A 25,272-nucleotide genomic window follows, 5' to 3' on the forward strand; every position below is an offset into this window, starting at 1 on the left:
AACGCAGCGAGAGAATTATAAATGACTTTGAACAAACAAAGCACGCCTGTGATGGCGTCCCATCGGCTCGACCCCGCGCTTCTCGATCAGGCGCGTGTGGAGATGCAGCGCGATGGCGTCCCAGGAATTGCGCTCGGCATCTATCATAACGGCCACGCAGCGACCGCTGGTCTGGGCGTCACGAACTTGGTGCACCCGCAGCCTGTCGATGGCGAAACGCTCTTTCAAATAGCATCAATCACGAAGACCTTCACCGCCACAGCGATTTTGCAACTGGTTGACCAGGGGCGTCTCAATCTGGATGACCCGGTCCGCGTCCATCTCCCCCAGTTCACGGTTGCAGACCCAGATGTCTCTGCATCCGTCACCATACGTCACTGTTTGACCCACTGCTCAGGCTGGGAGGGAGACTTTTACGAAGATCCAGGGTGGGGGGACGACGCTCTTGCCGCAATGGTCGACCGAATGCGCAAACTAGTTCAGGTAACGCCCCTCGGAAAGATCTGGTCGTATAACAATGCAGGCTTCTACGTGCTCGGGCGAATACTTGAGGTGCTGCATGGACGGACTTTCGAGGTTCTGCTCAATGACACTCTGCTTTCGCCTCTCGGCCTCCACGGAACCTGCTTCTTCGCCCACGAGCTCATCCATCGCAACTTTGCCGTCGGACACGCGGAACTCCAGGGGCGGACAGTAATTGCGACGCCGTGGGTGATGCCCCGATGCGGCAACCCAATAGGCGGGCTCATCGCAAGTGCAGAGCACCTCATGCTCTATGCGCGGTTCCAATTGGAAGGCGCGTCAGTGCTCAGCGATGCCATGCGATTGGCCGCCTTCTCGCCAGCCGGTCCTTCAAGCGACGTCCCAGAGATTGGACTTGGCTGGTGGCTCGACGACAATTTCGGAGAGCGCGTTGTCAGCCATGGTGGAGGTGCCAACGGCCAGCCGTGCTTTTTCGCGATGGTTCCCTCGCGAAGGTTCGCCATCGCCGTACTGACGAATGGTGAAAATGGCTCCACCACAGCGCAGCAACTGCTTTCGTGGGCAATGCGCACCTACTTCGGCCTTGCCGTGCCCGTTTCGCGCAGCCAGCGGCACCCGATTAGCGACGATTGGGTGGGAAGTTACGAGACTTGCCTGGAAAGACATGCGTTACGGCGCGAAGGCGAAGGGCTCGTCTACGATCAAAGCACAATCAAGGAATGGCTAGAGGGTCTAGACCCACTCCCTGGTCCAGAGATTGGCACACCGGTCCAGGCAATTGGTCCGGATACGATGCACATCGCCCCCGGCGAGCGCACACAGTGCGTTGGAACCGTCTTGCGTGATGAAAGCGGCGAGGCCCGTTGGCTGCGCATCAAGGGTCGCGCTGCGCTGCGCAAGTAAACCAGAACGCGTTGCGCTGATCCTTGCGCGCTTCGCCGGGCTGTCGGCCATCTGGAAGGGCAGCTGACATTTCTGTCCATGCCGACACCAGTGGTTACGCGGTTGCTGGTGGACTGATGCCGCTTCTTGAACGGAGAGCAGGTCGTCTCATAGTCAACGGGTTTGGGACGGGGGTAGAGGTGAGCCACGCAATGGTTCACAGGGAACCATTTCCCGCCACATCGGACGTCCGAACTACTTCAGTCGGTAGTCTTGCGATCGCGCGCTTCCTACGACCAGCCAGCCATCAGAATTTCCCAGCAGACCTGCTCCCGGCAGCGGCCGCGGTGGTTTCGCTGTCTGTTGTCCTCAGGGCGAAGCGCGTAGCAGGTGAGTGAGCACCTGCCGATGCGAAAAGGCATAGCGGGCTCCGCGAAACGGTGGCGGCTATAAAAGCGCAATAGATGCGAATTTCGTCACGACCACCGCCTGTCCTGACGATTTTGCGAACGGCCCGCCGTCCTCGCGCGTCCCGCGGCTCAGACTGCTCGTCGGTAAGTCCACAGCTGTGCGGGCGGGATGTTGCGGACGACGAAATCATAGTGAGACACGACATAGCGGTCGGGCATTTTGATCACCGGCGACAAAGGTCCGTAGGTGATCTGAATCACCGGTCTGCCAGCGGGTATGCGGGCCAGCAGATCCTCGAGCAGGCCAACACGCTGTTCCATCGGAAAGCTCAACAGCGGCACCGCACTTATCACACAGTCAAACTGCTCCCCGCGCCGTTCGGCCAGCACTTCTCCAAGCGCAAACGCATCGCCCAATCGAAAATCCACGCCCGGAAAAGCTCGCGTCAGGCGCTGATAGAAATCCTTGGAATATTCGACCGAAACCAGCTGATGCGGCTTGATGCCTCTTTCCAGGATTGCCTTGGTGATGACGCCAGTTCCCGCGCCAAGTTCAAGAACCGGCAATCCGGATGCCGGATTGATGACGCTTGCCATACGACGCCCGGCATGAACGGACGTTGGCATCAGCGCGCCCACTCGCTTCTTGTCCTTCTGCCAGCCCTTGAAGAATTGCACTTCTTCTTCAAACTTTCTGGCGAGGCGCTCCTTCAATCGAAAGACCATATCCACTCCCTGCTACGGCTATTTGTCTGGGTCATGTTGACGACGCACGTTTGTCCAAGCCTTGCGGCTGCTCAATCATGCGGCATTGGCTGCCGCGAGCAGCTCGCCTTTGCGCCGCCCGGGCAGAACTCCGACGTTATCGATAAGCCGCGTTCCGCCGAGCCAGGCAGCGACGATCAGGCGGGCCGGTCGGTCCGCGGCGGATAGTGGCGACAAGTCATGGTCTGCTCGTAGCTCGAGATACTCGACTTCGTCGTAACCGGCAGCGAGGATCGCTTGCCTGGCCTCGGCAAGCACAAGCCCCGCCGGCGATCCCGCCGACAGCCGCTCGGCCGAAGCCGAGAGGACTTCGGCGAGCTTTGGCGCTGCCAGGCGCTGTGCGGTCGAGAGCCTGACATTGCGCGACGACATCGCCAGGCCGTCGGCTTCACGCACCGTTGGACAGGCTATTATCTCGATCGGAATGTCGAGATCGCGGACGAGCCGGCGAACGACGTGCAGTTGCTGGAAATCCTTCTCGCCGAAGAAAGCGAGATCGGCACGCGTCTGGAGAAAGAGCTTGGCGACGACGGTTGCCACGCCGTCGAAATGGCCGGGTCGAAACGAACCGCACAGGCCCTCGCTCACCCCGCCCACCGAGATCGTAGTGGCGAAACCTTCCGGATACATGTCCGCCGCGTTCGGCGCGTAGAGCAGATGGGCGCCGAGCGGCGCGAGCCTGGCGGCATCGTCATGCTCAGTGCGCGGGTAGGCCGCGAGATCGGCCACGCTGTTGAACTGTTTCGGGTTGACGAACAGCGTCACGATAACCCGGTCGGCCTTGGCAAGCGCGGCACGCACCAGGCTCAGATGGCCTTCATGCAAACCACCCATAGTCGGCACGACAGCGACCTTCAGGCCATTCTGACGCCATCCGGCCACAGCCATGCGCAATTCGGCGACGGTTCGTGCGATCGGAATGCTCATGCGCCTTCTCCACCATTGACCGTCCTTGTCGCATCGCCGAAGACATGCTCGTCCGCTGGAAAGCTGCGGTCGCGCACTTCCTGCGCGTAAGCCGCGATCGCCGCCTCGGCGATCTCACCGAGTTCGGCATAGCGCTTGACGAATTTGGGCCGGAAGTCGCCGAAGATGCCCAACATGTCGTCGACGACGAGAATCTGCCCGTCACAGGCCGCCGAGGCGCCGATACCGATCGTCGGGATCGCTACCTCTGCGGTGATCCGGCGGGCGAGCGCCTCCGGGACCTTCTCCAGCACCACCGCGAATGCCCCCGCTTCGCTCACGGCATGCGCGTCGGCCCCCACGCGCTCCGCATCACCGCCCCTGCCCTGGACGCGGTAGCCGCCGAAGGTATTGACCGCCTGCGGCGTCAAGCCGACATGGCCCATGACAGGGATGCCGCGTGCAACCAGGAAGCGGATCGTCTCCGCCATCGCCTCGCCACCTTCGAGCTTGACCGCCGCGCAGCCGGTTTCCACCATGACACGTGCAGCATTGCGGAAGGCCTGCTCGGGGCTTTCCTCGTAGGAGCCGAACGGCATGTCGACGATCATCAGCACCTGCTCGAGGCCGCGGCGCACGGCCTGACCGTGCATGACCATCATCTCAAGCGTCACGCCCAGCGTCGACGGCAAGCCGTGAAGCACCATGCCGACGCTGTCGCCAACGAGAACAATGTCACAATGCCGATCAACGAGCTTTGCAATCGGCGTGGTATAGGCTGTCAGGCAGACAAGCGGAGTGCCACCCTTCCGGGAACGAATATCGGGCGGTGTGATCGCCCTGGTGTTAGCAACCGCACTCAACGAGGCTCCTTCCCCAACGTTACCAACCATAGGGGCTGCGTTTGGCACATTTTTGTGCAGGTGCGAAGAGCTAAATTCGCAATTGCGAGTGTGTGACGCGCCGCCATTCATCGTCAGAATCAATCAAATCGGTTTAGCTGCCTCCGCAGCATATCACTCTGCCAACCCAGTTACGGGATCATGGCCATCGGCAAAGCCAACTAGGAAGGGAGAATATCGCGGAATTTCTGAGACATGCGCGAAAGGCGGCGTGTTCAGAGCCGTGCCGGTGCGCGGGGACTGGACCCTCCAGCGCGACCTTCAGAAGCTGACTCTTTGGACCGAGACATTCCGCACGCCGACATGGACGGACTATCTTCGTCTAAACCATCGACTAACGGTGACTGACCGGGAGGTAGGCGAGCGTCTTGCCGCTCTGCAGGTTTGTGGTTGTCCTTCTTATCTCGCGCTTTCGATCGAGCGGTCGACAAATCCTGCCCCCCGGCAGCCAAGTCCAGCCTGTGCCCTTTGTATCGCCCGTGAGGCGACCGGTAACTTTTGTGGGGGGTGGACACGGGTTGAGACCTGCGCAGTCCATCGCCGTTGCTTTGTTTGGAGGTCAACGCCCGCTTCCGGCTGACGAAGCTCGGTTTACCCCATTTGCATTGTTAGAATGCCGTTGTACCCGTGGAAGGCAGTGTGCAATCCGTGGTCGCGGACGCCACGGTATCCATGGTCTCAAGCGAGTAGCCCCAGGAGTTGGGAATGGTCAGCGCAACAGCTTTGGAACTTGCCAAGGTACTTTGGGAATACAACTACTGCTCAAATCCCCCTCAGGACGCGGACGTCCTTATTGTGATGGGAACGAATGATCTATCAGTTCCGCGCTATGCCGCAGAGATTGCAATTAGGCATGCGTACCGATGGATCGTCGTCAGTGGCGGTGTCCGTCACTCAGTAGCTTTGCATGGGGAAAGCTTTGGAGGGACAGAAGCGGACGTGTTCGCGCGGATCATGTCCGAACGCGGCACCCATTCCACTAGAATAATGCTCGAAAATGCGGCAAAAAACACAGGCGCAAACATACTTGAGAGTAAGCTACTGCTCGAACAGAATAATGCTGCTGTCCGAACAGGGCAGTTGGTTCACACACCCACCATGCAACGTCGCGCTTGCGACGGCTCAGAAGCAATGGCCATCGGTTTCATGGAGCATCAGTTGCAGCCCAACGACCTTCGAGGACTACACGAAAAGCCTCAATCTTGAAAAGTTCATCAAAGGGTTGGTGGGCGACACCTACCGTATCTGGCACTATCCTTCCATCGGCTATCAGGTCGAACAGCTAATGCCGGTAAGAGTGAGGAAGAGCCTCCGTCGCCTGATTGAAATGGGCATGACCAACCCCTTCCCTGGCGGCTTTTGTAAAGACGAACTTTAATCATTTTCCATTTTTTAGGAGAAGTGCCCATGGTTCCGGCAAAAAACGCATGGTACATCGCGGCAATCGCAACCTTATTCGGCTTGTCGAACCGCCTTGCAAACGTCACCAGGATACGCCCAGCCCCGAGATCTACAGCATGGGACGCGGCGGCTAAGGACGCCGGAGGTCATGGAGCGGAGAAAGCGTGAGTTCGCACCGCTTTGTTCAGCGGTGGCCCCCCGCCGTCGCAGCGCCTGTCGCCGACGTTCCACACTGCCATTTATGCGACTTTCTGAGAACAAAAAGAGATCATGTAATGCCAATGGCACGTCATGGTTCTGGCAAAGCTGCACCAGTGTGGTCTGCTGGCTTTGTTTCGACGATTTTGCGGTGACGACCGCGGAAATTCAGTGCGCGTTGATGCCAGCTGTTGCGCCGATAGGCATTGAAGCCTCTGAGCACGCCTTCATTACGTCCAGCAAACCCTTGCGGAACAAAGGATTAGGATCGCGCTGCCCCAAAGACGCCGCAGCAATCAAACCTGGCTGTGGGCAGAGAAGTATAATGTTCATTGAACATTTTAGTGACGATCGTTCTCAGAGACGACTGAGGGTTTATACATTTGGTCAAGTACCGGTTGAAGCCTCAATGAATGAATGCCATCAGTGGGCTTTTTGGGGAGCGACCTATGAGACGACTTGCGGCAAGCGTATTGATTTCCATAGCTGCGGCCAGCGGGGGCCAGGCCGCCTGTTACGATATCTCGAAAGGGCAGCCGTCGCGGCTGAGCGGCGATCTCCATCGACGAATACTTCCCGGGCCGCCGAACTATAAAGACGTGCAGACAGGAGACCAGCCCGAGCCGACTTACTTACTGGAGCTGGATGCCGACATTTGCCTTGAGGGCGAGGGCTTTGCTGATTCCGCATCCAGCTTCCGCGAGGTTCACGTCGTGCCGGTCGGCGGCATGGAGGGCGCCATGGCATCATTGATCGGACGCCGCGTGACTGTCGGCATCGTTGATCGATGGGCTCCAAAAAACGCAAATCGCCGAGCCCCGCTGATGGCCATTGTAGGGAGCATCGCGCCTGAAGAGGACATCACTGAACAGCCCGGCACCGCAGCGACCGTTGTGCGGGCGTTTTACCTGGCCCTCGGCACTGGGGACGGCAAGGAGGCGGCGCGGTTTGTAGTCCCTGAAAAGAGCGCCAGGGGTCCTCTCTCCGCCGCGGCCCTGAGTGGTTTCTACGGAGGGATGCAGGCGCCCCTTAAGCTTCTCGGCATCGAAGCGAAGGCAGATGACTTGTTCTTCGTCAGCTATGCGTTCAGGAAGGGTGCCACAGCATGTTCTGGCCGCGCGGAAGTGACGACCGTGAACGAGGGCGGCAAGGACTACATCAAAGGCATTAAGGCGCTCGACGGCTGCTGATACGATCGCACGGCTAGAACTGGGCAATTGAGAGGCTTACGCGCAGACATCAACGCCTAGCTGCTGCGCCCGATAGAGTAGCCGGGAAATTCACTCGTGGCCAAGCCATATGTCGATGCGGTATCGGTCGGAACCTTGCATGGGCAATAGACCGTCCGCCCGTGTTCCCACTCCGGCAGGACGAAGGAGCGGACGCATCTCCTCTAGCGCCGCTCCGATTCTCCACTCCTCGGCGCCCGGCGAGGCATACCCGACGGCCTTGGGTACGAGCGCACATTGCGGTGTGGTACTCCTGTCAAACTGTTCAATCCTGCCCGGAATGAGCCGCAATGACTCAAAAACAAATCCGTTGATAGAACTGCGAAGTGAATCCGCTTCCACCGGGGCTCCGCTGCAGACATTGATATACACCCAGCCTATCGGCCTGGGGTCGCCGGGAATCGATCGATAACTCACCTTGCGGCCACTGATGTTCGGCGGCGCCGCGCGTGAAACTTTTGGCTGGGCGGCGGAAGGCGTTGCGGGCGGGTTTGAGGGAGGACGATACCCAATGATCAGATTCCGCGTAGCTGCTGTCGACGCCCGGCTTTCGCCGGCGGAGCTGACCCCTGCCAAAAGCCGACAACTGTTGTCGGCGGACGAGTGATCAAAACCTACGCAGCCCGAACGCGAGGTGCAAAGGGATCGACATGCCTGCAGGGGTGCGATGACCTGCGCGCTGACAACCCCGTTCAGTGAGGTCCCGGGATAGTCGAAGAACACTGCCGTGGTCTGCGCGCCGATTGGTTGGATGCCAACCAGAACGACGAGAGCTGCCAGAGACGAGCCAGCGGCTCTAAGTAGGAGCTCTCGGTATCCGCAGAAAAAAAGATGCGCAAACATGTTTCCCGTGTCACTATTATTCTGTTTCAAGCGGGTCTTGACCGACAAGTCAGCGCGGTTGGCTGACTTTGACGTCATGACTGGCGAGGAGGAAGGCGAGTTAGACGGCTAGCCAGAAACCTCATGACAGATCGCGATCTTTCCCGTTGCCCCATTTTCTTTTGACGTTGGCAATGCCCCTGTTGCGCTCGGCAAATTCGGCCCGGCGCGACCGTAATCCTCCAGTTTTTGCATTTCCACCCCAAATGGGGGATGTGCAATGCCAGAATGCAATTCAACTAGAATTGGCGCTAAGATGGGAAATAGGCTGCGGTCCGCTACAGGTTAAGCATCTGAGTCGAATCTACTTGAGCGCTCGTTGACACTGCGTTTCTTTCCGTCGAAGTATGCCGGAGGGGACGCCGCATAGTTAACGATTTCTTGCGGCAAGGGGAAGGTGCTTAAATGGCTCGAGGGGGCAACGTCCACTTCGTTCGCTCAACGTCGGCGCTTTCCGGCGACGTGTTGGCCGTCGCCGGAAAGCCGATGTGGCGGGACTGCGAAACGACGTTCGCCCGGATAGACGAACTGTGCGGTGACAATGCGTCCCGGCTGTTCGCCGAACCGAACGCCAAGGAGCAGGAGGGCGGGCGCCTGGCAGTGGCGTGGTTCAGCAGCTTTGACGACGAGCCGAAGCAGCTGAGCGAACTCGACCGAGGAAAGCGCGCCAGGGTCGAATCGATTTTGGTGGCGCGGATCGACGCGCTGCGTCCGGCGCTGGCAGACCGGGAAATCGGCGAAACGGTTGGCGCGATGCTCAACGTCGCGGACGAAGCCTCGATCGTCGCCGTCGGCGAGAACGCCGTGCTCACGAATTGGGGGGTGCTGCCAGAGGAAGCCCGCTCCTCCCGCGCCGCATTCGTGCGGCACTGCGAGAAGACAATTGGCCCCTACCTTCCAAGCGGCATCTCTCCCTGGGTGCCGGGGCAGTCCTGGGCCGCCGTCGGAGGTTTCGCCACCGCCGGACTGTCTCCCCCGCGGCGCGTGATTGTTCCCGAACCCACCGCAGCGTCCGCCCAAGAGGCTCACCCAGCGGCCTCGGCAAGACATAGGCAGGCTTGGCTTTGGCCCATAGCTGCCCTTTCTCTAGTTTTCGCCGCCAGCCTGATCTACGCGGCTTGGCCTGGCAACCTCGTTTATCCGATGGCGCTTCCGCCGCGGACGGCAGCTCCCGTGAACAGCGATGAGGTCAACCGCATCATTGAAGAGCGGATCGCTAAAATGAATGCCGAGCTCACGAAGACTGGATGCGAGACAGATTCTTCTATTCTTGGTCCACTCCTCGACGACGGAAGCGGTGGACCCGCCGCCCCGGCGCCAGCCGGAGGCCCGGCCCAATGAGCCAGTTCGTTGCCACCACGACCCTCAGCCTGATGCGATCCCTCGGATCGACCGCGGAGCGCTCGGTCCATAGGCTTCAAGCCGTGCTCGGGCGGGAATTCCCCGGAGGCATTGGGCTTGAGCTGGCCGAACCAGTGCCACGCAAGGACGGCTCGGGGATCGACTGGTATACCGAACGGGACGAGACGCTTGTCCGCCTGACAGACCTCCCGCCCGAAACGGCGTCCGTCTACAAGGCGCGGCTGGACCAATCCGTCCGATCAGTTCTCCGTGCGGCCGCCGCGCACGAGGCTCGCACCGACCCGGCGGCCCGGTCGACGGCTACCGCGCTGCGCAACGCGGTGACATTCCCCGACGACGAGAACGTGTGGGTCTCCGGCGATTCCGACGGGGGCGACGGAGTGCTCGTCCTCACTGCATGGGGTTATGAAAAACATGACGCGGAGACCAGCGGCCGGGGGCAGATTGCTGCGGTCGCCCGGGACCGGCCGCCGACGCCCGTTCCGGATGCAGTGGTGGAGCGGCCCGTGCTGCCCGCCGGTCCTTCCCGGTGGCGGCCGATCGCCCGCTGGCTGCTTTGGCTTGTTCCCATAGCGCTCGCGGGGGCGACCGCGTGGCTGCTGCTGCCCGCCTGCGGCTTGGTCCTTCCTTTCGGCGTAACGGCATTCGGAAAGGGCGGGGGCGCGTATTGCGCACTTGTCGCGCCGGCGCCAGCCGTCGATCAAGCCAGCCTGCGAACGCAGGAGCTAATTTCTGAGGCCACTGTGATCGAGGGGCGGCTGCGCCAGCATATGAACTCGTGCCAGCAGGCCTCGCTAGATCAGGCGGCGATAGCCAAGAAGCGCGTCGACCGCGAGCAGGGACTGCACGGCAAGATGGAGGTAGCTCTCACTTGGAACAACCGCACGGATTTGGATCTTGCCGTGAAATGCCCCAGCGGGGAAATAGTGAAACGGCGACAACCCGCATGCGGCGGCACTCATGATATCGATATGAATGTCCCTGACCGAATGAGCAATGAGCCTATCGAACACATAAGGTGGGCGGACGATCCCCCGCCGGGCCACTACGAGGTTTTCGTAAACCTCTTCGACCGCCGGGATGACCCGTCGGTGCAAACCGACTTCACCGTCCTCCTGAAGAGGGGTGATTCCACTACCCCCCAGTCCGGTTCCCTGAGCGTAGTGAAAGCCAACGATGCTACGCAACTGAAGGTCATGGAGTTCGATATCCCATGACTACGGCAAGCCGAAACAAGCCTGACAGGACGACTCAATGCTGACCAACCTCGCCGATTTCAGCGATGGCTTCACGCTGGTGCCTGACAGTGGCATCCAGTTCGTCGAGTTCGGGTTCGACTTCGACGCTTCTCCGCGCCTGTCGAGGTCGTTCATCGAGCGGCTGTCGCCGGGCGAAACGGGTTCGGATGGAAAGACGCTGATCCGCCTGCTTCCGAACTGGAACGATGACGATCCTGACTCGGACCAGCCGCCCTACCCCCCGAAAGGCGACGACGTGGTGTACGACATCGCGAAATCGAGGGCGCTCGAGACCTTCCTCGACCGCTGGGTTCCGGTGCCGTTCTTCAAGATCGAACCCGGCAAAGACTCGCTGGGCAACGAAATATACGCGCAGGGCCCGACCGACTGGGTCCGGGTGAGGGTTACGGAGACGCGGAATGCCCACGGCGACCGCAAGGGAACGCACAGGGCGATCTTCGCGTTCGACAGCTCGCTCGCGCCCCGGAAGACGAACCGTCCCTACCTCGCTCCCTGTCCTGAGGACGCGATGCGGACCGAATCGTTCCGGTTCGTCAGCCAGCTCCCCGACGTCATCTCGTTCCTGTCGCACAAGGTCGACGTTCCCGGACAAGGGCCAGTGGACGCGCAGAAGTGGCTGGACGACTGGCTGAGGGACATCCTCTATTCCTTCAAGAAACTCCAGAGGAAGGGCAAGGAGCTGAGGCCCGAGGACTTTCCTTTCCAGTTCGAGCACCTCGCCCGGTACATAACTTTCGTTCAGTTTCTCGCCAGCGTGATTAAGCCCGTTCGCGTCACCCTCATCGATACGGTTAGCGACAACAGGAACGTCCATCCGGTCGATGTCGACCTGGTGCTCGACATCGGTAACTCGCGGTCGTGCGGCCTTCTGATCCAGTCGTTTCCCGACGACGTGAACGTCGATCTCAACAACTCCGTCGTCCTGGAGCTGCGCGACCTCTCCAAGCCTGAACTCGTCTATCGCGATCCCTTCGAAAGCCAGTGCGAGCTGGTGGCAGGGGAATTCGGCGCGGAAGACATAGCGAGGCGGTCGGGCCGCCCCCGGGCGTTCTTCTGGCCAAGCCTGCTCCGCATCGGTCCCGAAGCCTCGCGCCTGCGCGGAGAGTCCGAAGGCACCGAGGCCGCCACGGGGCTTTCTTCGCCGAAGCGGTACCTATGGAGTTCCGATCCGGTTCTCCAGGAGTGGAAGTTCCGTTCGGCTTCGGCGGGGCATGCGGGAACCGAGCCGCTGATCGAGCGCTCCATGTACCGCTTCATAAACGACCGCGGCGACGTCCTCGAGCAACTCGAGAGCGACAGGCGCCAGTTCAAGCTGAAAGTCAAAGAGAGCGAACTGCAGACGGCGAGCCGCTTCTGTTTCTCGAGGTCGTCCTTCTTCACCTTCATGCTCGTCGAAATCATCGCGCAGGCGATGTCGATGATGAACAACCCCGGCACCCGCCGGGAAAGGAGGTTGAAAGACTCTCCGCGCCGCCTGCGGAGGATCATCCTGACGATCCCGTCGGCGACCCCGATCCAGGAACAGCGCATTCTCCGGTCGCGCGCCGAAGCCGCGGTGAAGCTCCTCTGGTCCCTGTCGGGATGGGGCGACAGCGACAGTGGCATAAACAGCCAGCGCCCCGAAATCCACTGTTCATGGGACGAGGCGAGTTCGGTTCATCTCGTCTATCTCTACGGCGAGGCCGTGCACAAGCTGGGCGGGTCGATCAGGACGCTGTTCGACATGCTCGGCAAGGACAGGGAGAGGCCGAAAACGCTCCCGCCCTCCAAGGGCAAGGAGAAGCTGGAGCGGTCCCTGCGCGTCGCCAGCGTCGACGTGGGCGGCGGCACCACCGACCTTATGGTTACGACCTACTTCCAAACGGACAATGTCGCCCTGTTCCCCGACCAGAATTTCCGGGAGGGGTTCCGCATCGCGGGCGACGACCTTCTCAAGGTGGTCATCGAGCGGCTTGTCATACCGAGGCTGGAGGAAGGGCTCGCCCAAGCGGGCCTTCCGAACGCGCGGAACTATCTCAAGGACCGCTTCGCCGGCGACAACCCGAACATGTCGGAGCAGGAAAAGCACCTGCGCCGCCAGTTCGTGCTGCAGGTCCTGCAGCCGATCGCCATCGCGGTCCTGTCCGAATGCGAAGCCATGCCGGCGACGAGCCGTAAGACGGAAATCCGAAAGGCTGGCAGCTTCTTCGAAACCACGGGAAGGACGACGGCCGGAGGCGACATTCCGGTGGACGCGCGCATCCTCGGATATCTCAAGGACAGCATAGGCGCGCTCGGGGCCGGAGAGTTCACGATCGCCGACTGCGACGTAGCGGTCGACCCGCTTGCCGTCGAAGAGTGCGTTCTGTCGATTTTCGACACCGTCTTCGACAACATCGCGGAAGCGATCAACCATCTGGACGCGGACGTGGTGCTCCTGACCGGGCGGCCGATGCGGCTGCCGCAGATGATAAGCCTGTTCATGAACAAGATGTCTGTCCTGCCTGACCGCGTCATTCCGATCAAGGACTACCGGGTCGGCACGTGGTATCCGTTCCGGGGCGTCAGCAACACGCACATCGACGACCCGAAGACGACCGCGGTCGTGGGAGCCATGCTGTGCGCGCTCGCGGAGCGGCAGATCACCAACTTCACCCTCTACTCCCAGTATCTCCGGATGAAGTCGACGGCCCGGTACATCGGGCGGCTTCAGGGCAGCTCAGCGCTTCCGGACGAGACCCTGCTTTTCTCTGACATCGACCTCGACGCCGCCACGGCGGAAGCCGAGGCCGAGTTCGACTACCACAGCCCGCTGCGCATTGGCTTCAGGCAGCTTCCGCTGGAGCGCTGGGTGGCGACGCCGCTCTACAAGCTGACGACCGCTCAGACGCGGTCGGCGCGGAGCGTGCGAAAGCCGGTCCGCGTCACGATCGCGCGCAACGTGCAGGCGCCGGAAGACGACGAGGCGAACGAGATCGCGCTTCTTACGAGCGAGGCGACCCGCGAGGAATTCGTGATCCAGGACGCGGAGGACGCCGACGGCTCTCCGGTCAAGCGCATCATGGAGCTGAAGCTGGACACGCTCGCGGTCGAGGCGGGCGACGGTTACTGGCTCGACACCGGAATTATCTCCATCCAGTGAAAGCTGAAGCATGCGTAAAGAATTGAAGAAGACCTGCGACACGGCGCTGAAATCGGCGCAGGACGGTCTTGCCTGGATAGGAGCCGCCGCGAACGCGGAGCGGGTCGGCAGCACGCGCCTGATCGCCGAGCAACAGCTCAGGAAGTCCATAGTCGCCACCCGGAAGGCGATGCTGGCCATCGACCGCCCCATGTGCGTCGGGGTGTTCGGACCCAGCCAGGCTGGCAAGTCCTATTTGGTGTCGGTCCTGGCCCGCAACGGAAGCGCGCCCTTGATGGCCCGTTTCGGCGATCTCGGGCGTGAGGTCGACTTCATCCGGGAGATCAACCCCGGCGGCGACCGGGAGTCGACCGGGCTCGTCACCCGCTTTTCGGTCCGGGAAGAGCCAAGTCCTGCGGGCGCGCCCGTCGTGCTGAGGATGCTGAGCGAAACGGACGTGGCCAAGGTGCTGGGCAACAGCTTCTTTCTTGACGGGGACGCGAAGAAACGCGCGCCGCTGACTTCCGACGCCGTCCTGTCCGCTCTTGAACAAGCAAAAAGCCGGGCGAGGCCGCAGGCAGCTTCGGATGGCCTGACAGAGGAGGACGTGTGGGACCTTCAGGAGTATTTCGAGAAGCAGTTCGCAGGCCTGGCCAACATCGAAACGCTGGGGGCCTACTGGGAGGAAGCGGCCTTCCTTGCCTCCCGGCTCTCCATTGCCGACCGCGCCGACCTCTTTTCCGTGCTATGGGGCGGACTGCCGGAATTCACCGATCTCTACGTTGAACTCGTCACCGCCCTCGAAAGCCTCGGGTTCGCCAAGGACGCCTACTGTCCCGTGGAGGCGTTGGTTCCCCGGGAAAGCAGCATCATAGACGTAGAGACGCTGCGGGGGCTCGGAAAACCCGGCCAGGACGAGCTGCTGATAAGGCCAATGAAGGGATCGGCGGTTTCATTGCCGAGACCTGTGATCACCGCATTGGTGGCTGAACTGCGGATAGCGATATCGGAACAGCCATGGCCCTTCTTCGAGCATACTGACCTCTTGGATTTCCCGGGAGCCCGCAGCAGGCAGAAAGTCGACCTTCAGGCCTTCATCGAGGGCAACCCCGACGCGCTCAAGGAGCTCTTCGTCCGGGGCAAGGTCGCCTACCTATTCGACCGCTACGTGGCGGAGCAGGAACTTTCGAGCATGCTGCTCTGCATCAAGCCGTCGAACCAGGACGTGGCGACCCTTCCCGACATGATCGACGACTGGATCCGGACCTCGCACGGGGAGAGCCCGCTCGACCGCGCCCGGACCGAGACCGCGCTGTTCCTGGTGCTGACGATGTTCGACATGCACTTCAGCGAAAAGGCGGGCGAGGAGGGGCAGAGCCTGGCGGATCGTTTCAGCGCGCGCCTGGGCGCCTCGCTGACGCGCTTTTTCGGCAAGGCCCACAAGTGGCCGTTCGAATGGATGCCAGACAAGCCTTTCAACAACTCCTACTGGCTGCGCAACCCGAACTTCAAGGCAGAGTCCCTGATCAAGTACAAGGGCGGCACCGAGATCGAGATCCTGCCCGACAAGGTCGCGAAGGTCGCCGCCATGCGGGAGGCGTATCTTGAAGTCAGTGAAGTTCAGCAGCATTTCCGGGAGCCGGCCAAGGCCTTCGACGAGGCCCTTAGGCTGAACGATGGCGGCGTCAGCTATCTGGCGGAAAACCTCGCGGCCATCTGCCGCCCCGAGATCAAATACGGACAGATACGGGGCCGCGTCGGCAACATTGCCCACGATATCCGCCGCGTGCTCGCTCCGTATTTCATCGAGAGCGACATCAACAAGCGCATTGCCGAGCGCCGTGAGGTTTCCGACCAGATTCTCGCAAACCTCACCGAGATCTGGGAACGGGACCACTTCGGAACCGCCATGAAGATGCTGCAGATATCGCAGAACGGAATCTCCGAACACCTTCACATCGAATACGGCAACCGCCTCAAGCGCCAGAACGCGCCGGAGGAAGGTTCCGAAGGGCGAGCCGAAGCCGCGGCGAAAAAGCGCCCGACCCCGCCGCGCCCGGGAGCCCCTCCCTTGCCCGGCAAGAAGAAGGTGGCCGCAGCCGCGGTTTTCTCCGGGGGATCGGTTTCGCAGAAAGCCTTGCCTCGCGAGACCTATCTCGCCCGCTCGGCCATCAGGCATTGGACGGACAGCCTCTTCGTCCTCGCGAGAAACGACAATGCGCTGCAGGCCATTGGCCTCGGCCAGGAGTCCGCAAGCGAACTGGTAGCCGAACTGACTGCCGCGGCCCGGCGGTCGGGCCTCGAAGCACGCATAGCCGCGGATCTCGCCAAGCTATCGGGGAGTTCGGTCGAGAGGTCCGATGTCCTGCTCGAAAAGGCTGGCTTTCTCGCAACGAGCCACATCAACCGTTTCGTCAGCACGCTAGGCTTCGACGCGATGCCCGAGAATAAGCGGCCACTTGCTCCAGACGGCACTGAGAACGGCGAAGTCAGGGTGTTCGCGCGCCGTCCGAGCGTTTCCGACTGCGACGGCCTTGGCGTGGAGCGGCGGAACTTCTCCTACCTCGCGCTCTCGGAATGGATGTACGCCTTCCACCAGGCGGTCACCGACAACGTCCTCTCGGGCGAAGGGATCACCATCAACGTCGAGGAGAACGAGCGCCTGAGAGCCATCCTGGACGCGCTTGATGACTCGGCGCCGCTGCTTGCCACGCCCGCTGGGACGGTTCGATGAACAAGGTTGCCGTCAAAGTCAGCGAGGACGAGACACGCCTGTTCGGGCATGCCCTGATCACGTTCCCGCAGGAATTGGGCAGCTCCCAAAGGGTGCGGCTGTCGATCATGCGCAAGTCCAAGGACGCTCCCTATCTTGGCGGCGCCGGTTGGCAGGCGCGTCCGGCAACCGTAGATGCGGCGGTCGTCAGCCGCGGCGCTAATTCGGCCACGGTAGTTGTCGGACCCGAGGTCTGCGACCAGATTCCGGTCGACCTGCAGGTGAAGATCGAAGTCGAAGGCCATGACATAGAGGGGAGCGCTTTCTGGCCGCCGATCCCGCCCAGCCCGGGGGCTTGGTCACAGGAACTGACCCCTTTCAAGACAGCGTCCCCCCAAGCCATAGAGCGGGAGATGGAAGAGGCTGTCGAACAGGCCGTGGAGCTCCCTCGGGCGGCGGAGCCGCCGAAACCCCAGCCTGTGACCCCGCCGCCGAAGTCGAAGTGGCGGTTCCTGTACCTCCTGATCCCGCTGGCGCTGCTCGTGGCGGGCGGAGGGTACTACATCGCCGACAGCAGGGGCTGGTTCAACAAGCCCGAGCCTTTGCTCGCGCGTTTCGAGAGGCTGAAGCTGACGGACACCAACGGCGCTGAACTGTTCGCCCTGAGCGGCGAGGCATACCGGGAAGGCGACGGCGGAATTGGCTTGCAGGCGATTAATCTTGCGATGGAGCGGGGCAACAAGGACGCGAAACTCGAAATCGCGCGCTGGTACGATCCAGGTTCCTTTGACCCCGCCAAAGCCGATCGAGCCGACGCCAACAGGGCGGCCAGGGCCTATTTCGAGCTGTCGATAGAAGGCCAGACAGCGGCCAAGGAACTGCTCCGTTCCCTCTGCGCGAAGAGCGCGAGTTCGCCCCAGGATCCTGCGTTCAGCGGGTTCCTGAGGGACACTTACTGCGAGGGGACGCTGGAATAATGATCGAAAATAACAATGTCCGGCAAATGCGCCGCCTATGGAACCGTCAGAGGGACAAAAGCATGCTGAAGAGCAGCTTAGACAAGTATTTTCTCCCCTTCAGGGGGTACATGGCCGCTGTGGCTGCCACAATGCTGCTAGGCCTGACCCTGTCGGCGGTAGCACAGGAAAGCTCAACGGCCAACGAGCTTTTCAACTACCCGGACACCGTGCTGAACGGGATCGTCAGCGCCCAGTTTTCCAAGCCGATGGAAGAATGCCGGAAACTCTGCGAGGCGCGTTCCGGATGTCAGGGGTTTGACCACTCTCAAAAGGACGAGTGCCGCCTGTTCGCAAGCGTAGGAGCCGGACGCGTGAACGTGGGTTCGACCGCGGAAACGCGAAGCCTGCTTTCGAACTACACCGATCCAACAAATCCTCCGCTAGCCGCCAGGCTGGCGAAGCTCAAGGAGACGGACACGGACGGCCATGAGCTCTTCGCCCTGAGCAAGGAGGCTTTCAAGCGCGGAGACCGGAGCGTCGGGCTGCAGGCGATCAATCTCGCAATGCAGAGAGGCAATCAGGACGCGAAACTCGAAATGGCGAAATGGTACGATCCAAGGACTTTCGCCCCGGACCGCGTCGACGCGATCGACTCCAATAAGGCGGCGCGTTCGTATTTCGAGCTCGCGCTGGAGGGCAATGCGCAAGCCAACAACCTGCTGAGTTCGCTTTGCCTCGACGCCAGCGACACGGGTTCGAGCCACGCCAACGCATACGAGAATTTCCTTCGCACCACCTACTGCGAAGGATCGATCAGTCCTTGACCCGGCCGCGCTTTCGTATCGGTTTCACGGGCTGGGCAAGGGGGGAAGCGGGAATGCGGCAGGGGGGTCGTCGGTTGCGCATGGCCGCGGCGGGGATAGCGTCGTCCTTGCTTCTGCTGTCAATTTCGCTTGCGATGCCCGGAATCGCCCCAATGGCGTCAGCACAGGAGTCTGGCGGCGAATTCCTCGACTATCCAGGGACGGCGCTGAGGGGAAGCGCCAGCGCCGAGTTTCGGCGGCCTTTGGACGACTGCCGCCAAATCTGCCAGGAACGTTCCGGCTGCGCCGGCTTCGACCATTCCTCCGTGACCAATCTCTGCCGCTTGTTTCCAGCAGTCGCGTCAGCGCAGTCCGATCCGCTCTCGACGGGTGGCGCGCGCCAGAAGATTCCAGGCTACCGCGATCCCGCCAACGCCGAGTCCTGGTACTACGCGTCGTTCAGCGGCGTTGACCTCTGGGGCGGGGATCTCGTGACGAAAGGCCTGGATGCGCCCAATGCCGAAAGCTGTTCGGCCCTGTGCGACAGCCGAACCTCCTGCCGAGCGTTCACCTACAACCAGGAAGTGAACCGATGCTTCCTGAAATCCGGCTTCGATTTCGTGCAGTCCTACCCGTTGGGACGGTCCGGCCTCTATTTCAAGGCAAAGCCATCGGCCCCTCCTCCGACCTTGAATGCCGATTGGGAGCTTTTCACCACGAGCGGCCTCATTGGAAACAGCATGGAGTCAGCTGCCATCTCGTACCAGGAATGCATGCAGCAATGTAGTTCGGACGGCGGCTGCGGCGGATTCACCTGGGTGACCGCGCGTCCCAACCGATGTTTCCTGGTCAACGGGACAAACCTCTACCCGGTGCGGAAAAAAGGCATGACGTCGGCGCGAAAAAACAGCCGGACGGTCACTCCCGACTTCGTGCGTGCTGTCGCTCCGAGGGACTGAAACATGCCGCTGCGGATCACGTCTTGCATCGCCTTCGCCTGCGCCCTCTTTGGCCTTTGCGCCCCGCTGAAGGCTGACCCGGTCCCGTCCCATATGCCGAACGCGCAGCGCAGCGTCGTCGACCACGCCACTCTGCGCCAGATGATAGGGCAGATGGTGCTTGTTGGCTTCCTCGGCAGCGAACCGGACGCCGACGGCTACGCGAAGGTCGTCACGCAAGCGAAAGAAGGAAAGATAACAGGCGTCATGTATCTCGGGCGCAATATCGACAGCCTGAACCAGGTGCGGCAACTGAACGAAGGCCTGCAGCGGTTCGCGGCAACCCCGCTGCTGATCGCGGTCGACCAGGAGGGTGGCCGCATCCAGAGGCTCACGGGCGCCATCGGGTTCAAGGAGACTCCAAGCGAGTCGACTGTGGCCAAGTCAATGAGTCCCGCCAAGGCCGCCGCGGTGTACCAGAACCTCGCTTCCGCTCTTTCCGACCTGGGGTTCAACCTCAACCTGGCTCCGGTCGTCGACCTCAACGTCAACCCGGCGAACCCCATCATTGGCAAGCTTGGCAGGAGCTTTTCCGCCGATCCTCAGACGGTCGAGACATACGCGAAGGTTTTCATCGAAGCGCATCGGTCGAAGGGAGTGCTGACGGCCTTGAAACACTTCCCGGGACACGGTTCCAGCACCAAGGACAGCCACAAAGGCATGGCCGACGTTTCCAAGACATGGAGCGACAAGGAACTTCTCCCCTACAGGAACCTGATCGCGTCGGGAGATGTCGACATGGTCATGTCCGCCCATGTGATAAATGACAAGCTGTCCTTTTCGGACCAAATCCCATCCTCGCTTTCCCGCGCGACGTTGACCGGGCTGCTGCGGGACAACATGCACTTCAAGGGCGTGGTCATCAGCGACGACATGCAGATGCAGGCCATTACCGACAACATAAGCTTCGAGGACTCGGTGCTGCGCGCCGTTCGGGCAGGGAACGACATCCTGATATTCGCCAACGACAAACATCCAGACCCCCTGGTCCCGGAAAAGGTCGCCGCCCTCCTGTCTGAAGAAGCTCGCAAAGACCCGGAAATGCTCGAGCGGATACAGAAATCCTATGAGAACGTCATGCGCCTGAAAAAGAAGCTGGCCCCGGCCATGTCCCAGGAAACGACCATTGTACGGGAACGGTAGCGCTCGCGCGCCCAGGCAAGGAGGCAGCATGCTGGCGTATCGTCTTCGTCACTGTACAGCGGGACTTCTTTTGGGAATGGCAGGCGCGGTTGCAGCTCTCCTGCCGCCGACCGGGACTCGGCCAGCGAACGCACAGTCGGCAGAAGAGTTCTTCGATTACCCGCAGACCCTCCTGAACGGAGCCGTCAGCGCTACGGTCAGCGTGCCGGCCGGGTCGTGCATGAAACTGTGCGTAGCCCGCACTGGATGCGTCGGCTTCGACCACTCGTCGTCCGACGGACTTTGCAGGCTGTTCTCGAGCGTGGACGGTGCGGAGGAAAGCCAGCCACGCGTCGCCGGCACCCGGAGTCTCGTCACAAGTTACCGTCCGCCAGCCAATCCGCCGGTGCAGGCTCCATCGCCCAAGCCAGCGGAGGCGGAGGCGCCTAAGCCTCGGGATGCGCCCTCTCCGAAGTCGGCCGAGGCCCCGAAAAGCGCGCGAAAGAACGGCGTTCGCAAATCTGCGCCGCCTTCCGTCGCGCCCAAGCCCAAGCCGCCTGCCGCCGCGCCGCCTTCGCCGCAGCTTAGAAAGCCTGCCGCGAAGCAAGGCGGCCGATTCAAGATGTGCACGACTGTAAGAGGCGTTTTCCAAGTGCCGGCGAACGAAGTCTGCTCGCCTGGCATGTGAATTCGAGCGGGCGCGCCATCAGGAGGACCACGAAGTGAGGTTGCGACAATTCGAATGGCTTGTCAGGCTCATCGCCGTTCGTCCGCTCCGCAACGACCGTCCCCGCGACAGGGCCGCCGGACTGCTCTTGAGAGTGGCAGCCGCAATTGCGGCTGCAGTCGTTCCGTCGGGCGGATTACGGCCTGCGAACGCCCAATCGTCCGAGGAGCTGTTCCGTTACCCGCAGACCCTCCTGCGCGGGACCGTCAGCGCCACGGTCAGCGTGCCGCTGGAGGCCTGCAAGGTATTCTGCTCGGCGCGGTCAGGCTGCCTCGGCTTCGATTACTCGTCGTCGGACCAAATCTGCAGGCTGTTCGCTAGCGTCGGCGGCGCGAGCCAAAACCAGCAATATATCGCCGGAACCCGAAATCTGGTCACGGGTTACCTTCCGCCGGCCAATCCGCCTGTCCCGGCTCAAACGAAAGCACCGCCGGAAGCCAAGAAGCAGGAATCCACATCGCAGAAAGCGCGGGAGCCTGCGCCGATCGTCCGCGCGAAGCCGAAACGGGAAAAGAAACGCGAGACGGCAAGACCGCGGCCGCCAGCAAAGCCAACGCCAGTACCAGCGCCGGCGGCGCCAGCCCCGGCGGCACGTCAGTCCAAGTTCCGCATCTGCAACAATCATTTCGGGACCTTCTCGGTGCCCGCATCCCGGAGATGTCCGGTGAGCGGCCCCGGGAGCTTTTGAGGTCCTGTTCGGGAAAGCGGCGGAGAAAGGCAACCAATGTCACAGATGAACAACCGGCGGATGCGCCAGGTATCCGAGCCACCAGCCGACATGCATTTTCCTGGTCCGCGTACGTTCGAGACCCGCATTCTCCGCCAATGCTTTTATGACAGGATCGCAGGCCTTCTCTTAGCAGTGATTGGCGCAATCGCGGCTGCTGTCATCCTGCCGTCCGGAGTTAGACCCGCCAGCGCGCAATCGACCGAGGAACTCTTCCGCTACCCGCAGACATTCCTGAACGGGGTCGTAAGCGCGACAGTCAGCGTGCCGCTGGACTCCTGCAGCAACCTTTGTGCAGCGCGCTCGGGATGCGCCGGCTTTGACCATTCGTCGGATGGCGGCGTCTGCAGGCTGTTCGCGAGCGTAGCGGGCGCTGGGCAAAGCCAAGGACATACGGCCGCCACCCGCAGCCTTGTCACTGGCTACCGCCAGCCAATGAATCCGCCTGCCCCTCCGCAGGCTTCCGAACCGTCGCCGCAGCCTGTCCCGCCGGAGCAAGAGGCAGTGGCCGTAATGCCGCCCCCTGCCACGTTCACGCGTTTCCTCAACAGGGATCTCAAAAGCGAAGCGGCCGAAACGCGTCAAACGGAGAGCGTAGAACAATGCGAATCCATGTGCCGAACCTCAGGAGGCTGGTGCAAGGCTTTCACTTACGACGCATGGAACCGGAAGTGCTTCCTCAAGGAGCGGCCTGGCCAGCTCTCGATGAACGCCCGCGCCACCAGCGGCGTCGTGTCGGGGAGTGAAACCCCCTCCGCTTCGGGCTCGGCTGTCTATTTCGAGTATTTCAACGGCAAGGCTTTTTCGGGGAACGGATTCCGGGTGCTTGCTGCCCGCAGCCGCGACGAGTGCGAACGGGATTGCTCGTCACAGGACCAATGCATCGCTTTCGGATTCACCCAGTCACAGAAGCGCTGCGTCCTGTTCGACCAGCCGGGTGAGTATTCAAGCAGCCGGGGAACTGACAGTGGCGCAAAACGCCAAGATTGATCAAGAGGCAAGCCGGGGCTGTCCTACTGGAACCGCAAAGGACTCCACGGCCTGAACGCACGGCTGCTACTGGCAGCTCCGGATCGCACCTGCCACAACGACCCACTTGGCGCCATCACAAGCCTCCGAGTCCATGAGGCAACCGCACTCCTCAATCTACCCCGCGCCAGCCTCACGTTCTGTTTGCAAGTCGATGCCCGAATATCAAGTTAACGGCACCTTCGAAGCCACTTTCTACTCGGAATGAGCCGGATATAAAATAGTTCCGCAAACTGTCTCCCCCGAACGAGGGATGTTTCGGCCCTATGGAACTGCTCAACTCCTTGACGCATAGGGGCGGGCAAAATGGCCAGGAGCAATGTTGAAACTTCAGGACATGCGAGAACACGGCACGGGCAGCCCGTTGCTTACATAGTCTGCGCCGGGCTGACGATAGCCTTCTCTTCGAATGTTCCTGCCGTAGCGGGCGAGCTGACACTCTCCTGCCTACTTATGAAAGACGTCAACGGCAACGATCTGAAGAATCCGCCAAACCTGACGATGACCGTCGACGTCGATGCGCGATCGGTGCTGTTGATGGGCGCTGAGCCGCAACGAGACGTGGCGATCTCCAAATCGACGATCACGTTCACGAGGGCCAACAGCCTGTTTTCGATCGATCGCGGAACGGGCCGAATACAGATCATCGACAACGGAGACCCGAGTAAGATCGTGACGGGCGTTTGCCAACCGACTGAAAACAAGTTCTGAGACAGACACCACCCCATCGAAACATGAAGGAGATCAGTTCCATGCTTAGACTACTCATCCCGACGCTGCTTTTGGTGTCGATCATGGCAGCCATGTCAATCCAAGCCTATGCGGGGAGCTGCGGTGCCGAGGTCAACCGCGTCTTCGAGCTCAAGCAATATTACGACTCGGTTCCAAGTTCGAATCGGGCTGAAAAGCGGAACGCTGCCCAGGCTCTGGAAGAGCAGCAAGCTCTCGCAGTCGAATGTGCGCACAACGAAACAAACAATTCTGAGCCGGATCAATTCACGACGAAAATGCGAAACAACTATAAGGTCAACTGACACACACCGCATCCGGGGCCTTTGGCAACATCGGCAACCATAGTATGGAGATTGAACGATGTTAAAATTATCGACGTACGCGGCGCCGCTATTAGCTGTATTGCCTCTTGTCTTCGGTTTTGCGCAAGCAGCAAGGGCCGACGAGGCATGTACCGATGAGGAACTTACTCGCAAGATTCAACCCACGGTCGATCTCATAAACTCCCGCTTGGGCGAAGGCGTCTGCGTCGGAGCCCGGGATGGCGTGCTGCTATTCTCGACATCGCTTGGCCTGTTGGAAAATTGCACGAAGGACTCTGCAGATCTCAAGAGAATGCGGGCTACGTTCAGAAAGAGCCTGAACGAAGCCCGGGAAGAAGAAGCAGGTGCGTGCTCTCAGTAGCGAGAGCGGGGGAATGAACCAATCGAGAGTGCGTCGGGCCTCCTTGCTCTAACGAAGCTACTCTCTCGTTTTGAATGATCGGGTGCCGATATCGAAGGTTTTTGAGAGCAAGCTCCAACTGGTCGATACCTATTGCATTTAGGCGCCATAAAGAGCGCAACATGCCCATTCAGTCATGAGGCAAGTTTGGCTTTAACGACCTCTGGCGTGTGTAAAAAGATTGGGCTTTTCCGAGACTATATAGGGGAGGATGGCGTATGAAAAACCTCAGGATTTCGTCCGTTTGCACAGTGGTGTTCGCTGCCTCGATGATTTCGATGTCCAGTTCTTTGGTCCAAGCGGCCGAGTGCGATTTCAAGAAGCCAATCGGGGTATGCACTGGAACGATCAAGGTTGGAAAAACGGTCGGCTCCAAGAAGAGTTTCACCACAACTCTCTATGTGAAAAGCTCTGCAGGAGCCTGCTCGAAAGTGGAATACTTCGTAGATAGCACCCCGTACCAAACGGTTCTCAATAATTCAAACTCGGATACGGAGAGTGTATTTGGCACCAAGCCAACCATCAAAAGCGATGTAGAGGTCGAAAAGTGCACCGCATACGCGATCAAGGGTAAGGATGTGGTCGGAGAGGAAACGTCGACGTCAGGGCAACAAAGCTTTGCGGGCCACTGGACCGGAAGCTTGAGGTGGATGATCGTTTCCAGTCCCGCCACGGTCGATATCGCTGTCCAAGGTAGTTCCGCGAGAGGGACTTGGGTTGATGGCAAGTCACATGTCACTACCAATTTTTCGACCACGATCAGACGCAACAGACTGTCATTTTCGTTCACCGATCAAAGTGGCGCACCGTCGCAGGGCGTAATCGTTTTCCAGTCGAATAATGCGGCCACGTTTAAAGTGTCAGGCTCTGGAATCGAGTTTGTAGGCAAGCTGCGCAAGGAGTAGCGTAGGAGTATCGGCAACTTAGAGGGATTGGTCGGGTTGGGGGTTAGGCGCGAGG

General features: G+C 60.7%; 22 protein-coding genes and 2 pseudogenes. 20 read left to right on the top strand and 4 right to left on the bottom strand.

Features of this window, described 5'->3' with window-relative positions:
• Positions 1 to 21: 21 nt before the first annotated feature.
• On the top strand, positions 22 to 1,386 hold the full coding sequence (locus tag CK227_RS32905) for a serine hydrolase domain-containing protein (protein WP_095775730.1): 1,365 nt from the start codon (positions 22 to 24) through the stop codon (positions 1,384 to 1,386).
• A 51-nt stretch (positions 1,387 to 1,437) separates the two neighbouring features.
• Positions 1,438 to 1,763 (top strand): annotated as a pseudogene (locus CK227_RS37590) (aldehyde dehydrogenase); the annotation flags it as partial.
• Positions 1,764 to 1,904: 141 nt separating this feature from the next.
• Here the strand turns inward: CK227_RS37590 and pmtA are convergent.
• The 3 genes from pmtA to panB all read right to left on the bottom strand — a co-directional run bounded on the left by pmtA (position 1,905) and on the right by panB (position 4,309).
• A complete protein-coding gene (pmtA, locus tag CK227_RS32915; RefSeq protein WP_095775729.1) occupies positions 1,905 to 2,501 on the bottom strand; it encodes a phospholipid N-methyltransferase PmtA in 597 nt (198 codons plus the stop codon).
• A 75-nt stretch (positions 2,502 to 2,576) separates the two neighbouring features.
• Positions 2,577 to 3,467, bottom strand: coding sequence for a pantoate--beta-alanine ligase (panC, locus tag CK227_RS32920; RefSeq protein WP_095775728.1), 891 nt, complete (start codon positions 3,465 to 3,467; stop codon positions 2,577 to 2,579).
• On the bottom strand, positions 3,464 to 4,309 hold the full coding sequence (gene panB / locus CK227_RS32925; RefSeq protein WP_095775727.1) for a 3-methyl-2-oxobutanoate hydroxymethyltransferase: 846 nt from the start codon (positions 4,307 to 4,309) through the stop codon (positions 3,464 to 3,466). Before panB ends, panC begins: the two co-directional genes overlap by 4 nt.
• A 234-nt stretch (positions 4,310 to 4,543) precedes the next feature.
• Between panB and CK227_RS37595 the strand changes: the two are divergent.
• The 3 genes and pseudogenes from CK227_RS37595 to CK227_RS32940 form a co-directional block, all read left to right on the top strand.
• A pseudogene (locus CK227_RS37595) lies at positions 4,544 to 4,727 on the top strand (MFS transporter); the annotation flags it as partial.
• A gap of 326 nt (positions 4,728 to 5,053) precedes the next feature.
• Positions 5,054 to 5,554: a YdcF family protein gene (locus CK227_RS32935; protein ID WP_095775726.1), complete on the top strand. Its 501-nt coding sequence runs from the start codon at positions 5,054 to 5,056 to the stop codon at positions 5,552 to 5,554.
• An 842-nt stretch (positions 5,555 to 6,396) separates the two neighbouring features.
• Positions 6,397 to 7,137: a hypothetical protein gene (locus CK227_RS32940; protein ID WP_095804221.1), complete on the top strand. Its 741-nt coding sequence runs from the start codon at positions 6,397 to 6,399 to the stop codon at positions 7,135 to 7,137.
• A 90-nt stretch (positions 7,138 to 7,227) separates the two neighbouring features.
• Here the strand turns inward: CK227_RS32940 and CK227_RS38025 are convergent, their stop codons facing one another.
• Positions 7,228 to 8,097 (bottom strand): PAN domain-containing protein, encoded by an 870-nt coding sequence (locus CK227_RS38025; protein WP_348629132.1) that lies wholly within the window; start codon positions 8,095 to 8,097, stop codon positions 7,228 to 7,230.
• A gap of 366 nt (positions 8,098 to 8,463) precedes the next feature.
• Here CK227_RS38025 and CK227_RS32945 point away from each other — a divergent pair, with 366 nt between their 5' ends.
• From CK227_RS32945 to CK227_RS33015, 15 genes are all read left to right on the top strand, one after another.
• Positions 8,464 to 9,399, top strand: coding sequence for a hypothetical protein (locus CK227_RS32945; RefSeq protein WP_095775724.1), 936 nt, complete (start codon positions 8,464 to 8,466; stop codon positions 9,397 to 9,399).
• On the top strand, positions 9,396 to 10,637 hold the full coding sequence (locus tag CK227_RS32950; protein ID WP_095804222.1) for a hypothetical protein: 1,242 nt from the start codon (positions 9,396 to 9,398) through the stop codon (positions 10,635 to 10,637). The genes CK227_RS32945 and CK227_RS32950 overlap by 4 nt, the downstream gene beginning before the upstream one ends.
• A gap of 37 nt (positions 10,638 to 10,674) precedes the next feature.
• Positions 10,675 to 13,800: a virulence factor SrfB gene (locus tag CK227_RS32955; RefSeq protein ID WP_095775722.1), complete on the top strand. Its 3,126-nt coding sequence runs from the start codon at positions 10,675 to 10,677 to the stop codon at positions 13,798 to 13,800.
• Between the two features lie 22 nt (positions 13,801 to 13,822).
• The gene (locus CK227_RS32960) at positions 13,823 to 16,513 is read left to right on the top strand and encodes a virulence factor SrfC family protein (RefSeq protein WP_245318363.1); all 2,691 of its coding nucleotides are present in this window, start codon (positions 13,823 to 13,825) and stop codon (positions 16,511 to 16,513) included.
• Positions 16,510 to 17,469 (top strand): hypothetical protein, encoded by a 960-nt coding sequence (locus CK227_RS32965; RefSeq protein WP_095775720.1) that lies wholly within the window; start codon positions 16,510 to 16,512, stop codon positions 17,467 to 17,469. The genes CK227_RS32960 and CK227_RS32965 overlap by 4 nt, the downstream gene beginning before the upstream one ends.
• Positions 17,469 to 18,275, top strand: a complete 807-nt coding sequence (locus CK227_RS32970) for a PAN domain-containing protein (RefSeq protein ID WP_095775719.1) — start codon at positions 17,469 to 17,471, stop codon at positions 18,273 to 18,275. The genes CK227_RS32965 and CK227_RS32970 overlap by 1 nt, the downstream gene beginning before the upstream one ends.
• Positions 18,276 to 18,382: 107 nt before the next feature.
• Positions 18,383 to 19,213 (top strand): PAN domain-containing protein, encoded by an 831-nt coding sequence (locus CK227_RS32975; protein ID WP_245318361.1) that lies wholly within the window; start codon positions 18,383 to 18,385, stop codon positions 19,211 to 19,213.
• Positions 19,214 to 19,216: 3 nt separating this feature from the next.
• Positions 19,217 to 20,395, top strand: coding sequence for a glycoside hydrolase family 3 protein (locus CK227_RS32980; RefSeq protein WP_095775718.1), 1,179 nt, complete (start codon positions 19,217 to 19,219; stop codon positions 20,393 to 20,395).
• 76 nt (positions 20,396 to 20,471) lie between these two features.
• Positions 20,472 to 21,062, top strand: coding sequence for a PAN domain-containing protein (locus CK227_RS36495; protein ID WP_245318365.1), 591 nt, complete (start codon positions 20,472 to 20,474; stop codon positions 21,060 to 21,062).
• Between the two features lie 40 nt (positions 21,063 to 21,102).
• On the top strand, positions 21,103 to 21,789 hold the full coding sequence (locus CK227_RS32990; protein ID WP_142886637.1) for a PAN domain-containing protein: 687 nt from the start codon (positions 21,103 to 21,105) through the stop codon (positions 21,787 to 21,789).
• A gap of 36 nt (positions 21,790 to 21,825) precedes the next feature.
• Positions 21,826 to 22,818 (top strand): PAN domain-containing protein, encoded by a 993-nt coding sequence (locus CK227_RS32995; RefSeq protein ID WP_245318359.1) that lies wholly within the window; start codon positions 21,826 to 21,828, stop codon positions 22,816 to 22,818.
• Between the two features lie 345 nt (positions 22,819 to 23,163).
• Positions 23,164 to 23,568 carry a hypothetical protein gene (locus tag CK227_RS36500; RefSeq protein ID WP_142886636.1) on the top strand — a complete coding sequence of 135 codons (405 nt, stop codon included), beginning with the start codon at positions 23,164 to 23,166 and terminating at the stop codon, positions 23,566 to 23,568.
• Between the two features lie 41 nt (positions 23,569 to 23,609).
• A complete protein-coding gene (locus tag CK227_RS33005) occupies positions 23,610 to 23,891 on the top strand; it encodes a hypothetical protein (RefSeq protein ID WP_126070484.1) in 282 nt (93 codons plus the stop codon).
• Between the two features lie 58 nt (positions 23,892 to 23,949).
• On the top strand, positions 23,950 to 24,273 hold the full coding sequence (locus tag CK227_RS33010) for a hypothetical protein (RefSeq protein WP_095775714.1): 324 nt from the start codon (positions 23,950 to 23,952) through the stop codon (positions 24,271 to 24,273).
• Between the two features lie 257 nt (positions 24,274 to 24,530).
• Entirely contained in the window at positions 24,531 to 25,217 is a 687-nt protein-coding gene (locus tag CK227_RS33015; RefSeq protein WP_095775713.1) for a hypothetical protein, read from the top strand.
• Positions 25,218 to 25,272: the final 55 nt, after the last annotated feature.

Source organism: Mesorhizobium sp. WSM4308 (genome assembly GCF_002294905.1).
Classification (GTDB): Bacteria; Pseudomonadota; Alphaproteobacteria; order Rhizobiales; family Rhizobiaceae; genus Mesorhizobium.